Here is a 12,595-nt window from a genome sequence, read left to right as displayed (position 1 = left end):
CATATCTTTGTGCCCTGAACATAAATTAAGCGATGGCGGTACAAAAATTTTTTGATGGCACGCGTGTCAAAATCAAGGGAAGCAAGGACATCTGGGTGATCATCAATCACGAATCGATACAAAAAGGCGCAATGGTGAAAGTCACCGGAAAGGTGAAATGCAGGAATGAAAAGACGGGAGAAGTGAAGTTTTGCAATGAAAAGAATTGCGAGATCCCATAAAAACAAATGACTGATAATCAACCATTGATCTCAGTCATTTACTTTTTCAAATTCGAAATTGTCTTTGATATGCTTATTTAAAAATGTCCCTTTGGATCCTGAGCTTTTCATTGCTTGGTACACCTCCAAAGGGACATTTTTATAATCATAAACCATCCCCGAAACGTAAACAATACGCAACGTTTCAGAATCTCCGTCATATATCATTTTGGCGACAACAGAAGATGGCATAACAAGTCGGTTTTAGTTCAAATCTTCCAGCTTATCCCTCAGTTCCTCAACAGATTTGGAAGAGATTTTTGAAGCAGTGAAAATTGTGTTTGCGCTGTCATTATTTCCGTAAAATGCATTGTTCGCCTTGGCATCCACCGATAACGCTGCGCCATTAATGGTAACGCCTGCAAACAGACCTTTGCTCCTGGAATAAGAATAAACCTCGGCTTCCAGCTTGTAATCCGTGCTCGCAGATGAGCTTCTGCCCAATGGCCCGGCCGCAACAGACAAGTCGCCACCCAGAGTAAAGCTGCCTTTACCGATTTCCGTCAAAGTTTTGCTGCTCTTGAAAATAAGGACGAGGTCAACGGCCTGCACGCCAATCTGCGCTCCAACGCTGCCGCCTGTGATCGTAACAAACACAGGATCACTCCATTCCCCTTTTTCATTTTTCACCAAAGCAATTCCCTTACCATGTTTTCCGCCAACCATTAACCCTGCATTGATCAGTTTGGGGACAATGATGATGCCTTTTGAAATGTCGAGCAGTTGAGAAGGAATGCTTTCCTCCATGCTGCTGAAATCATTCAAAACCGAGACCGCCGCCCTGATTTTGTCTTCTTCTTTTCCCTGTGCGCGAACGCCGGAAAAACTTCCGGTCAACATAAAAATGACAACCAGCACGCTGAGTAATCTGAGATTTTTCGTAATCATATCTTTAATTAAATTGTGGATCGCCCGATGGTCAGTTCCCGCCGGACGCGTAATAAACGTGTAACACGCAACTATCGTGCCTGTTCCGTAAAAAACATCGTTGTACACCCATCCTGCTCTTTTTTTGACCCGAATCCTTCTTTTACGTATATATGTGAAACTAAATGTTCGTGGTATGGTTTTGTTAGTAAATGAAGATAAACATTAATCCAAAAATCATGAATGCCGAAGCAATAAGCCTGAATGAAAAAGAGGTGAAACCGGTGGTTGACCTTTTGAACGATTACCTGGCCAACTACCACATCCATTATCAAAAATTGAGAGGGTGCCATTGGAATATCAAAGGCCAAAACTTCTTCACCCTTCATGTGAAATTTGAAGAACTTTACACGAACGCGCAACTGACCATCGACGAGATCGCAGAACGTGTGCTAACTTTGGGTAAGCCCCCACACAGCCGTTTTGCAGACTATATCAGTGAATCTTCCATTCAGGAAATCAACACCATCGGCCTGAATGATCTGGCAATGGTCGATGCGATCCTGGATGACATGGCTAAACTTATCGAATTGGAACGTGAACTGCTGACTGCCAGTGACGAAGCCAGCGACGACGGCACAAATGACATGGTGAACCGTTTCATGCAGTTTAAGGAGAAAAATACCTGGATGCTCCGCTCATTTGCAGGCAAAAAATAAGATAATTGCTTATAAAATAAAGAACCATCCCTCGTCCGGATGGTTTTTTTATGCCTTAATGACTTATTTGCATAAATTCTCTATTCATACTGCCGATGCGTGACATTCCCTTTTACAAGTTGGGGGGCATGATGGCTCCTTTTAAATTCGCCAGAAACCCTTTGCATTTCCTCCATCAGGGATTCGAGATTTGTGGGGATACATTTCGGATGAAGCTTTTTCGGGAATTTGTGGTTAGCCGTGATCCTGGTTTTTTCCGACATGTTCTGCAGCAACATAATCGTAATTTTAAAAAAGGAAGTTCGTCCAAAATGCTCCGTCCGGTGCTTGGAAACGGCCTGGTCACGAGCGATGGTGATTTTTGGCTGAGGCAGAGAAGACTGGTGCAACCTGCATTTCACCGCGAAAGGTTACAGGAACTATTTCTGGCAATGGGCATTCTGACTGCCTCTTTTCTGGACGAAATGGAGACTTTCCGGGGGAAAGATGCCGTTGATATTGATGCCAAAATGATGAGCATCACATCCGATATAGCGCTGAAAACGCTGTTTGGGAACATGACCACGGAAGATAAGGCACGCATTTATCAACAAGTGAGCCGTACTCAAAAATATTTGGTAACCAGGGTTCGCAAACCTTACCGCCTGCCCATTATGGCCATTAATGGTGAAAACCGTCGCTTTGAAACGGATCTGGAGTATTTCAACAAACTGGTCTTTGAATTCATCCACCAAAGACGCATCCCCGGCGAAAAGCCGAATGATCTGCTGCAACTTTTACTCGACAGCATTGACGAAGAAACCGGTGAGCAGATGAATGATCAGCAAATCAGGGACGAGGCGATCACCATGTTTGCAGCGGGTCACGAAACATCGGCCACCGGACTTAGCTGGCTGCTGCTGGAATTGTCCAGGCAACCCGAAATTGTGGCGAAGATGCGGCAAGAGAGCGCCATTTTTGAAAACGTGCCCACATTCGGGCAGCTGATGCAAATGCCTTACACGCGGCAAGTTGTGGAGGAAGGGCTCCGGCTTTACCCGCCTGCCTGGACAATGACGCGCGAAGCAATTGCAGATCAGGAAATCGAAGGTTTCAATGTGAGGTCCGGGACTTCTGTGTTTCTTTCGGTCTTCGAACTTCACAGAAACCCGAATCTCTGGAAAGATCCGCTCACGTTTAATCCGGAAAACTTTAATCCCGAAGTTGTGAAAGAACGGCCGAAATATAACTATCTGCCATTTGGCGCGGGCCCGCGGATCTGCATCGGGCAGCAGTTTGCCATGATGGAAATGCAGCTGATCCTGGCCGCATTAATAAAAAGGTTCGATTTCGAGGCCGACCCTCGACACACGGTCGGCATGCACCCGCAAATCGTTTTGAAATCCACAAATGGAATTAAGTTATACGTAAGATAAAAATCAGCATCTCACCTTCTATGTCTGAACAAATTATACTGTACATTTCGCTGATCGTCGTCATTTTGTTCCTCGTTATGCTGGCGCAGCGCATCAAAATTTCCTACCCGATTGTCTTGGTGCTTGGCGGACTGGCCATCAGCTTCATTCCAGGCTTGCCGACCATTTCCATTGACCCTCAGCTCATTTTCCTGATATTTCTGCCACCGTTGCTTTACGACGCAGCCTGGCAAACCTCCTGGAAAGATTTCTACAAATGGCGGCGCGTGATCGGTTCCTTTGCATTCATTGTCGTGATCCTTACGTCGTGTGTGATTGCCTACGTCTCTCGTTCAATCATTCCAGGCTTTACATTGCCCCTGGGTTTCCTGCTGGGCGGCATCATATCACCGCCCGATGCCGTCGCTGCTACATCTGTTTTGAAAGATGTAAAAGTGACCAAACGCCTGGTAACCATTTTGGAGGGCGAAAGCTTGTTGAACGATGCTTCCAGTTTGATCGTTTTCAGATTTGCACTCTCGGCCATTCTTTCCGGCACATTTGTGCTTCAGGAAGCCGTCAGCAGCTTTTTTATTGTCATTATCATGGGCTTTGTAATCGGAATGGCCATTGCATTGATCTTTTATGCCATTCACCGCTGGCTTCCTACTACACCAAGCATTGACACTATTTTAACTTTCGTGGCGCCATATGCCATGTACATTGCGGCTGAGGAATTCCATTATTCCGGGGTCATCGCGGTCGTGACAGGCGGATTACTCCTCTCCTATCACAGTCACAGCATTATGGGGCATCTGAGCCGGATACAAGGCGTAAATGTCTGGTCCACAGTAGGTTTTGTTCTAAATGGGATCGTATTTATGCTCATCGGCCTCGAACTTCCCGTGATTGTAAATGAAATTGGCCCCGGTGCATTGCCGGACGCCATTAAATACGGACTGATCATTTCACTGGTCGTAATCGTAACGCGTCTGGCTTCGGCCATTGGCGCTTCCGTGTTTACGGTCATGATCAGTCGTTACATCCGGACGGCGGATAGCCGGCCTGGTTTCCGTGCACCGTTTATGTTCGGCTGGGCGGGGATGCGGGGTGTGGTTTCGCTCGCATCGGCATTATCCATCCCGTTGTTATTGACGGACGGTGAGCCATTTCCTCAACGGAGCATGATCCTTTTTATCACATTCGTAGTGATCCTGGTGACACTTGTGCTACAAGGCCTCAGCTTACCTTTTGTAATCAAATGGATGAATGTCGGAGAAATGGATTACGAAATCAGCGCGCAGGAGCAGGACATCAAAATCAGACGGAAACTGGCTGAGGAATCGCTGCAACTGATCCATGAGAGGCACGCCGATGAGCTGCCCAAAAATGAACTGTTACAAAGTCTGAAATCAAAACTGGAAAGTGACATTGGTTTCCTGGAACACGCGTTTCACCCCGACAGGACAACTGATGGCTACGACTCTATCAAGGAATTTCAGCACATTACCAAAGAACTGTTGGACCACAAACGCGCCGTTCTTAACAAATTCAATAAAAAGGCGACCTTCGAGGAAGAGGTAATCCGCCAGCACCTCGCTCAGCTCGATCTGGAAGAAGAGAAGATCCGCCAGCAGTTCCTGCACATGGAATGATCGCTTATACCAACCCATGCTGGTGCACCGGATAAACGGCTGCAACCATTTTTTTATGTTTTGATTCCCTGTCAAAAAAATAATCCAGCCGGCCCAGATTAATCCCGGCAAAACCTACCTGATTAATCGTAGTAACCTTGCCATCCAGGTTTATCACGCTTTCGGGCAGCTTCATAAATGTATGCGTATGGCCGCCAATGATGAGGTCAATGTTTCGGGTGGATTTGGCCAGTATCTGGTCGGAAACTTTCTGTTCTTTGTATTTATAGCCAAGATGCGACAGGCAAATAACCAGTTCACAATGTTTGTCGTTTTTGAGAAAAGAGGCTGTTTCATTAGCCTTTGCAATCGGTTCCTGGTATTCTGTTTCTCCGTAGTTCTTTTTATTGACCAAACCGTTCAATTCAATCCCAAGACCGAAAACACCTATTTTTAATCCTTGTTTTTCAAAGATCTTGTACGGTTGTGTTTTGCCTTTCAGCTCGGTGTTATCAAAATTATAATTGCTCACCAGGATAGGAAACTTAGCATGCGGAAGCTGTTTGGCAAAACCAGCCACACCATTGTCAAAATCGTGGTTTCCCATAGTTGCAGCATCGTAACCCATATCGCTCATGATTTGTAGTTCCAGCTCGCCTCCGTACAAGTTGAAATATGGCGTCCCCTGAAAAATATCACCGGCATCCAGCAGAAGCACGTTTTTTTGTTCCTGCCTGATCGTTTTTATCAACGCCGCCCTGCGTGCCACCCCACCCATTCCCTGGTTTCTGGAACCATCCATAGGAAACGGCTCAATGCGGCTATGCACATCATTCGTATGCAAAATGGTGAGCTGGACCGCCGCACCACCGGCGAGCGCTTCGTATGGAAAACCTCCCATTGCGAGCAATGCAGTGCCCGCACTCTTTTTCAAAAAATCCCTGCGACTAGTCCTTAACAATGACAATTCTTCCATCGAGCTGAGCGGTTATTTTTTTTCCCTGACGGGTCAGATCATTAATGTTATCCAAAAGCGCTTCACGCACTTTTTTGTTAATTTCCTTTCTTTCAATGGGATTACGGAGGCATTCCAGGTCATCTCCACCATCTGCCAGGTAATCGTAAGTCAACAGATTGTAAGTTTTTGTTTTATCAAACGGCTGGCCGGCAATGGTCACTTCGTAAGCAACGCCATTCCTGATTTTCATACGCATCCCTGAAATGGGCTCACCTTCTTTTTTGACAATAAAATCAATGAGCTCCTGAACATTCTCACCGGACAATTTCAATGTAACCATTTCATTTTCAAACGGCATCAGCTCAAAAACATTTGAAACCGAGATGTCACCTGCCGGAAACGTGGTGCGTAACCCTCCTTTTGTGGATAATGTAAACTGGATAGTCGGGTCTTTTTTCAAACCTTCGGTAAGCATGGCATCCGCAAAATAGTTGCCCATTAAAGTTTCAGGAAGAGCAGGCTTCGTAAGTTCCTGTTCGGTCTGGCCGATCACTTTACTCATTTCGGCCTGCATTTTCTCTTTATAGGGAAGATAATATTTGACGATGGAAGAATCCTCGCCACCCTGAGCATCAATCCCGTACTGCTTGTATTCATTTTTACTAACGGCCAGCTGTCGTTGGCAGGAAGCGAAGAATGCAATGGCAGCGATCCATGCCAGGTAACGAAATTGTCGGAGAGACAGGGTCATAATGCTATTTTGTTAAACACAAAAATAGCGAAAGACTTTCCAGGTCTGCAAGACCTGGAAAGTTTAAGGCCCTCTTACCAGCCGTCATTTTGTCTCAGATTCGGGTTTGCGTCAATTTGCGATTGCGGGATCGGATATAATTCGAGTCTTGGAGAATATGGAATCAGCACATTATCCACGATCTGATCTTCGGACATCGCCGCAATTTCCTGCTGCAACGTGCCCCAGCGCCGGATGTCAAAAACGGTTGTCATCTCCCCAGTGAGTTCCAGCCGTCGCTCGGCGCGGATTGCAGTGCGCAACGCTGCCGCAGCCGTTGCTTTCGAAGGCAATGCTTTGGCCCGTGCCCGAACGCGGTTCAGTATGGGTAATGCCTGCGCCGTTTTTCCGGTTTCAACCAGTGCCTCTGCATAACTCAGCAGCACATCAGAAAAGCGCATTTCGATCAGATCCGCACTGTATCCCTGCACCGCGGCGCCCGCGGGACGTGGCACGCGCGCCAGTTTACCGTATGCTATCCCATATTTAAAATCGTCATGCGCCAGAGATGCATTCGTGCGCTTGATGATGTAGTTACCGATTGTTGGATTGTAAATGATGCTGTCACCCTCCTGCGCTCCCGCCCTGGAACCACCGGTAAAGACGTATCTGTCCACCAATGTGAATGGACGGCGGGTGTCGGATTTTTCAAAAAGTTTGTAAAAATCGTAGGTCAACCCATAATTTGTCTGCTCGTCGCCATTCACCAGCCCGGCGGGGAAAAGGTTGAAAGGAAGAATGTTTCCGTTCGGGTTCGATGAATTGACGAAATATCCGAATGACAGGACAATTTCGCGGTTGCGCTCATTTTCCAGCGAAAACACGTCTGCGAAGTTTGGGATTAGTTCAAAATCATATTTTTCTTCATTCTCCGGCCCTACTATCTCGCTGAATTTATCGACTGCTTTTTGAAAATTCTCTGTTCTGCTCAACGGCTTTCCAGCCATTGTCAGATAAACCTTTCCCAACATGGCCTTTGCAGATCCTGCGGACACACGGCCCAGCTCAGCGCCTCCGCGAGAGTCTGGCAGGTTTGCTTCTGCAAAGTTCAGATCGGCGATAATGGCATCATATACAGCCACATCCGTCTCCCTTGGCGCGAAAATCAAATCTTCATCAGACAGCGATGTTACTTCGTTCAGGATGAGTGGAACGCCGCCGAATAAACGTACGAGATTAAAATACGCATAACCTCTCAAAAAACGCGCCTCTGCAATGTATGGGTCTGCTTCCTCTTCTTCGCCAGGAACAGCCCGTTTGGCATTGTCTATCACCGTATTGGCACGGAAAATAATTTTGTAAAACCGTGACCAGACCGCCTCGAACGCACCGGAAGTAGACACGTGGCCGAAACGATAATAAGGATCTGCGCCAGAGCCGAGAATGCCAGCCGTCGCATAACGGTGTCCCGATTCTGTTAAAATAAACCGGCTCGATATGTCCGTAAAATCCGGCGCCGTCCAGGCCTGATATACCCCGATCGTTGCCTGATTCAGGCCGTCTTCATCTTTGAATACAACTTCTTTGCTAAGTGATGAATATGGGGACTCTTCCAGATTGTCCTTGCAGGAAACAATGCCTAACGCCAGGATAAGCATTGCTGAAAATTTTATATGGTATTTCATATTTGTAATGCGTTGGTCTGAATTAGAAATTGCAGGAAATGCCGATGGTGTACGAACGTTGCGACGGATATGCCCCGTAATCAATGCCTTGCTGCAGAAGCGATTGCGCGTAAGAACTTACCTCGGGATCGAAACCTGTATATTTGGTCAAAGTCCATAAATTGGTTCCGGTTACAAACAGTCTTGGATTTTGAACCGGTCCCAGCCTTGGGAATGTATACGAGAGGCTCAACATTTTCAGGCGCATAAAACTGCCGTCTTCAAGCATTGTGGAGTTGATGTCACCCGAAGCAATGCCTCGCTGGATTCCCGGATATTTCGGATTGTTATGCGGCCTTGACTCGGTGTAACGGTTGTTATACCAATCCTCGGATTGATTAAAACCAACCCCGCCGTAATCCACGACACCATTATTAATGTAGAAATTAGTCAGATTAAGCACGTCATTCCCTACCGAACCGGTAAAAAGCGCATTCACTGAGAAGTTCCTCCATGTGAGATCATTACTCCATCCGAATGTGAAATCGGGTGTTGATTTACCTAAAACAACGCGATCATCGGCGGTGATAATGTCGTCACCATTCGTATCCTCATAGATCCAGGCTCCGTATAGTGGCGTGCCCTTCGAGCCCGGCGGCCTTGGGCCTTCAAACGTTGCGAACAGGGGGTTACCATTGCTGTCAAACGACGTAGTCTGCGTCAACCCCGAAACGCGGTAACCGAAGAATCGCCCTACTTCTTCACCCGGTGTCAGGATTCCCGAAACGCCGCCCAGCAGGTTACCATTGATGCTTACATAATCAGATTGTGTCCGGTCGCCCAGGTCCACCAATGTGTTTATATTGCGGGAAAGGTTGATTCTGGAAGAGAATGTTACGTTCTTTTTCTGAATAATGTTGGCCTGAATGCTCAGCTCAATCCCGCGGTTGCGCATCGTTCCGTAGTTGTCAATAATGGTCCCTACACCCGACTGAGTCGGCACTTTTCTGGGCTGCAGCAGATCTGAGGTTACTTTGTTGTAATAATCAAAACTGAAAACCAGCCTATCCTGCGCTGCATTGAAATCTGCTCCGATATTGAACTGACGTGTCCGCTCCCACGAAAGGTTCGGGTTCGCAACAGAGTTCGGGAAGATGCCCGTGTTGATCACACTTCCGTCTCCGCCAGGCCCCATTTCATAAAACCCGCTCGTGTATTGCGATAACGACGAATAAGGTCCGATCGCCTGGCTTCCTGTTTCACCATAGGATGCGCGAAGTTTCGTATTGGAAATGAAGGTTAACCCTTTCATAAATTCCTCCTGTTCGAGATTCCAGGCAAGCGCCACGGATGGGAATATGCCGTATTTGTTATTCGCAGCAAACGCCGAAGCGCCGTCAATCCGGACGGAAGTATTCAGCACATACTTTCCTTTGAAAGAATAGTTGGCCCTGAGAAATGCCGATTGCAGGATCCGTTGTTCCTTGAAAGAACCAATCGCCTGGGACTGGGCGCTCCCAATGTTGTCTACGCCAAAAAACGGAACGTCGAAACCCGTATAGTTGGTGCTGACGAATTCAACAATCTGGTCGTTATATTCCACACCCAGTGTTGAGTTCAGGTAGTGGTCTTTCTTGAACGTCTTCTCATACTGGAAGTAAGCATTCACATTATAACTGTATGTATTGGAAGTGTTATTGCTTCCACGTCCCTTCACCTGGCTTCCTTCTGCCGTGGATGGCGGCAGAAAAACATTTCGTCTTGTCAGGTTCTGGTTTCCGCCCAAGCTAACGACAAGCTGTAAACCGTTCACCAGTTTGAAGTAATTTTCAATGTTCAGGACCGAGTAATCACTCTGGGTGACGTCTGTCTTTGCCATCAACTCATTGACCGGATTCGCAAAATAGTAACCCTGGTAATTGGGAATACCCAAACTGTTATTGCCTAAATAATCAACTGCCAGCGTTGGTGCGGCACGAAGTCCGTCCATCAGACCGCCGGAGTTTGGCCACGCACGGGAAGCCGTTACGGCACGATTGGACTTTTGCCTTGTAAAGGCGACTTGTCCTTTCACATTATACCAGTCATTGACCTCGTTATTGAGGTTAATGCGCAAACTAGCCCTCTGGTTATTGGAATTAATGATCGTTCCCTTTTCTTTCAGATAATTGCCTGAGATATAATACGACGATTTGGGACTGCCGCCCGAAAGGCTTAATGTAACGTCTTCCCGGAAACTTTGTTGGGTTACGGCATCCACCCAGTCTGTATTTGTGAGTGCGCTATCCAGGTTTTCGAATGGCGCATTCCGGCCGGATATCAAATAACTTTCGTTAATCGTCTCCGCATATTGCCGAGAGTTCATCATTCTGATCGGATTGGAAATGGTTCCGAAAGAGGATTTATTCACCAATTCCACTCTTCCCTCCCCGCGCTTACCCGATTTAGTTGTAATCAAAACAACCCCGTTAGCACCTCTGGAACCGTAAATGGCTGTTGCTGAGGCATCTTTCAGGATCTCCATGCTCTCAATGTCGTTGGGATTGATCCCGTACAAACCGTTCTGTGAATATGCCCCTGTAAAGTTGGCACCGGCCTCCCGATAGGGTGGCATCGGGAATCCGTCGATCACATAAAGCGGCTCGTTGTTCCCGCTCAATGAGTTGTTTCCCCTGATCCTTACCACCGATGAAGCACCCGGCTCACCCGACGATTCCACCACTGAAACCCCGGTTGTCCGGCCCTGTAACGCCTGGTCCACCGTATTTACAACCGCAGATTTGTATTCCTGCGATGAAACCCTGGACGTGGAACTGGCCAGGTCGCGCTTGCTTTGCGCACCATAGCCTACGACGACAACTTCATTTAAAGCTTTTGCTTCCGGCACAAGCTGAACATTGAACTTCGCCTGGTTACCAACCGGCATTTCCCTGGCAGCAAAACCCACCGAGGTGAAGACCAGAATTGATCCTTTTGCAGGAACTTTCATTTCAAATGTGCCTTCGGTAGTGGTTTCCGATACGATTTCGGTGCCTTTTACCAATACTCTCACACCCGGTAAGCCGAGCCCTTTTTCATCCACAACCTTTCCCGAAACCGTTTTCTCGTCTGCGCCTGATTGCCGACCTGCCTGCTGGCTCGTGTTAAGATTTAGGGAATCAGATTGCGCCGGTGCTGCGGCAGCCGGTGCCGCGGCACCCGGTGTAGTTGCCGCTGGTGTTGCGGCTTGTGCGGCCGACTGTTGTGCAGGCACATTACCGGTTGGCACCTGCTGTGGTTTCGTGCTGTCTGGCTTTGCAGCGCCTGCCGGCGCAGTTGTTTGGGGCTGGGCCGCGGAATCCGGCTTTGGAGCGGGTTTTACCAACGGGTCGAAATCCTGGCTCCGCTTGGCCGGTCTGACAGCATTTGTATCAGTAGATGTTTTTTGCTTGGGGAGGGTATCATTTACGGGCTTTTGGGCAGCCGGTGCGGGCTGAGTGGCCGGCGTGGGCAATGTGTCTTTTTTGGTGGAATCGGGTGTTGTTTGCTGCGCATAAGTGCGTGTAAAAGCGAGCAAGCAGAACAAAAGCAAGATCCGACCCCTCTGAAAAATGAGATCGCCCATACAAGGCCCCACCTCACATAATCGTTGAGTTGTTTGCATATTTTTCGTTTGGCTAGGTGATAGGACTATGTCCAGAAAAAATAAGTACGTATAGTGCATGACAAAAATCATACCGCTATGTTTCCGGCGGTGATATATTGGCGACAAAAGGCGCTAACCTATGCTGGTATATGTTAGCCCCGGTTACAAAATTCTATCCGGATTTTCAGCTTTGATAATTTTTTATTTTCCAAATTAATCCTCAATCAGAAGTGATTATTTTTGGAAACAAGCGGAGTAAGATTACATTTGTCAAAATGCCCATAACTCCTGGGATTGAGATTTGCTTTGTTAAGAGGAGTGCAAGAAACTAAATACTACCATGAGCCAGGAACAACTGCTGACCGCCGATTATATTGATTCTCAGATAGGCAATGTAATCGAATATTATATCCGCTGGGATTTTGAAGAGGATCCCTTTTTTGGAAAAGCGAGGATTAAAGGCTTGGTAGATGATGACTTTGGCAAACTGAAAATCATCTGTGATGTGATAGAGGGAAGCGACCTGGAACTGGCGTATGAGGAAGAAGAAGTATTTATGTATTCCGATAATCACCCGATCTACGCCGGCACATTGCCCGAAATATATTCCGCCAACTGGGTGAGCACCGATGGCAAGAAGAAAAAACAGATTTTCATCTCCCCGCCTAACGAGAATGCCAAAGAATTTGCTATTACGCAAACAAACAGCAAAGTCGTCGTTAAAAGGATTTACTAATTATTTAA

11 protein-coding genes are annotated in these 12,595 nt (G+C 47.1%); 5 read left to right on the top strand and 6 right to left on the bottom strand.

What is annotated here, in order from left to right; genetic code table 11:
* The first annotated feature begins 32 nt into the window (after nt 1-32).
* Nucleotides 33-221: a hypothetical protein gene (locus tag MUK70_RS06995; protein WP_233846847.1), complete on the top strand. Its 189-nt coding sequence runs from the start codon at nt 33-35 to the stop codon at nt 219-221.
* A gap of 30 nt (nt 222-251) precedes the next feature.
* Here the strand turns inward: MUK70_RS06995 and MUK70_RS06990 are convergent, their stop codons facing one another.
* Together MUK70_RS06990 and MUK70_RS06985 are read right to left on the bottom strand one after the other, a co-directional pair.
* Nucleotides 252-452 (bottom strand): KTSC domain-containing protein, encoded by a 201-nt coding sequence (locus MUK70_RS06990; RefSeq protein ID WP_234604841.1) that lies wholly within the window; start codon nt 450-452, stop codon nt 252-254.
* Between the two features lie 12 nt (nt 453-464).
* Nucleotides 465-1,148 carry a lipid-binding SYLF domain-containing protein gene (locus MUK70_RS06985; protein ID WP_234656135.1) on the bottom strand — a complete coding sequence of 228 codons (684 nt, stop codon included), beginning with the start codon at nt 1,146-1,148 and terminating at the stop codon, nt 465-467.
* A gap of 218 nt (nt 1,149-1,366) precedes the next feature.
* Between MUK70_RS06985 and MUK70_RS06980 the strand changes: the two genes are divergently transcribed.
* From MUK70_RS06980 to MUK70_RS06970, 3 genes are all read left to right on the top strand, one after another.
* Nucleotides 1,367-1,846 carry a Dps family protein gene (locus MUK70_RS06980; protein ID WP_234604839.1) on the top strand — a complete coding sequence of 160 codons (480 nt, stop codon included), beginning with the start codon at nt 1,367-1,369 and terminating at the stop codon, nt 1,844-1,846.
* A gap of 95 nt (nt 1,847-1,941) precedes the next feature.
* Nucleotides 1,942-3,261: a cytochrome P450 gene (locus tag MUK70_RS06975; RefSeq protein ID WP_234656136.1), complete on the top strand. Its 1,320-nt coding sequence runs from the start codon at nt 1,942-1,944 to the stop codon at nt 3,259-3,261.
* Between the two features lie 20 nt (nt 3,262-3,281).
* On the top strand, nt 3,282-4,895 hold the full coding sequence (locus tag MUK70_RS06970) for a Na+/H+ antiporter (RefSeq protein WP_234656137.1): 1,614 nt from the start codon (nt 3,282-3,284) through the stop codon (nt 4,893-4,895).
* A 4-nt stretch (nt 4,896-4,899) separates the two neighbouring features.
* On the opposite strand, the gene MUK70_RS06965 is transcribed toward MUK70_RS06970, so the two are convergent.
* The 4 genes from MUK70_RS06965 to MUK70_RS06950 form a co-directional block, all read right to left on the bottom strand.
* Nucleotides 4,900-5,850, bottom strand: coding sequence for a bifunctional metallophosphatase/5'-nucleotidase (locus tag MUK70_RS06965; RefSeq protein ID WP_234656138.1), 951 nt, complete (start codon nt 5,848-5,850; stop codon nt 4,900-4,902).
* On the bottom strand, nt 5,822-6,583 hold the full coding sequence (locus tag MUK70_RS06960) for a 5'-nucleotidase C-terminal domain-containing protein (protein WP_234656139.1): 762 nt from the start codon (nt 6,581-6,583) through the stop codon (nt 5,822-5,824). Before MUK70_RS06960 ends, MUK70_RS06965 begins: the two co-directional genes overlap by 29 nt.
* A 74-nt stretch (nt 6,584-6,657) precedes the next feature.
* Entirely contained in the window at nt 6,658-8,247 is a 1,590-nt protein-coding gene (locus MUK70_RS06955; protein WP_234656140.1) for a RagB/SusD family nutrient uptake outer membrane protein, read from the bottom strand.
* A 22-nt stretch (nt 8,248-8,269) separates the two neighbouring features.
* Nucleotides 8,270-11,869: a SusC/RagA family TonB-linked outer membrane protein gene (locus MUK70_RS06950; protein ID WP_234656141.1), complete on the bottom strand. Its 3,600-nt coding sequence runs from the start codon at nt 11,867-11,869 to the stop codon at nt 8,270-8,272.
* A gap of 322 nt (nt 11,870-12,191) precedes the next feature.
* Here MUK70_RS06950 and MUK70_RS06945 point away from each other — a divergent pair, with 322 nt between their 5' ends.
* On the top strand, nt 12,192-12,587 hold the full coding sequence (locus MUK70_RS06945) for a hypothetical protein (RefSeq protein WP_234604831.1): 396 nt from the start codon (nt 12,192-12,194) through the stop codon (nt 12,585-12,587).
* Nucleotides 12,588-12,595 lie beyond the last annotated feature (8 nt).

Source organism: Dyadobacter chenwenxiniae (assembly GCF_022869785.1).
Taxonomy (GTDB): Bacteria; Bacteroidota; Bacteroidia; order Cytophagales; family Spirosomataceae; genus Dyadobacter; species Dyadobacter chenwenxiniae.
Note: the sequence above shows the minus strand (reverse complement) of the source record. Positions and strands in the feature narration are given on the sequence as shown.

Excerpts from the sequence above, each read along its gene's own strand:
- MUK70_RS06950 (WP_234656141.1), bottom strand. The coding sequence starts at position 11,869 with ATGCAAACAACTCAACGATTATGTGAGGTGGGGCCTTGTATGGGCGAT.
- MUK70_RS06990 (WP_234604841.1), bottom strand. The coding sequence starts at position 452 with ATGCCATCTTCTGTTGTCGCCAAAATGATATATGACGGAGATTCTGAA.
- MUK70_RS06975 (WP_234656136.1), top strand. The coding sequence starts at position 1,942 with ATGCGTGACATTCCCTTTTACAAGTTGGGGGGCATGATGGCTCCTTTT.
- MUK70_RS06965 (WP_234656138.1), bottom strand. The coding sequence starts at position 5,850 with ATGGAAGAATTGTCATTGTTAAGGACTAGTCGCAGGGATTTTTTGAAA.
- MUK70_RS06955 (WP_234656140.1), bottom strand. The coding sequence starts at position 8,247 with ATGAAATACCATATAAAATTTTCAGCAATGCTTATCCTGGCGTTAGGC.
- MUK70_RS06945 (WP_234604831.1), top strand. The coding sequence starts at position 12,192 with ATGAGCCAGGAACAACTGCTGACCGCCGATTATATTGATTCTCAGATA.
- MUK70_RS06995 (WP_233846847.1), top strand. The coding sequence starts at position 33 with ATGGCGGTACAAAAATTTTTTGATGGCACGCGTGTCAAAATCAAGGGA.
- MUK70_RS06960 (WP_234656139.1), bottom strand. The coding sequence starts at position 6,583 with ATGACCCTGTCTCTCCGACAATTTCGTTACCTGGCATGGATCGCTGCC.
- MUK70_RS06985 (WP_234656135.1), bottom strand. The coding sequence starts at position 1,148 with ATGATTACGAAAAATCTCAGATTACTCAGCGTGCTGGTTGTCATTTTT.
- MUK70_RS06970 (WP_234656137.1), top strand. The coding sequence starts at position 3,282 with ATGTCTGAACAAATTATACTGTACATTTCGCTGATCGTCGTCATTTTG.
- MUK70_RS06980 (WP_234604839.1), top strand. The coding sequence starts at position 1,367 with ATGAATGCCGAAGCAATAAGCCTGAATGAAAAAGAGGTGAAACCGGTG.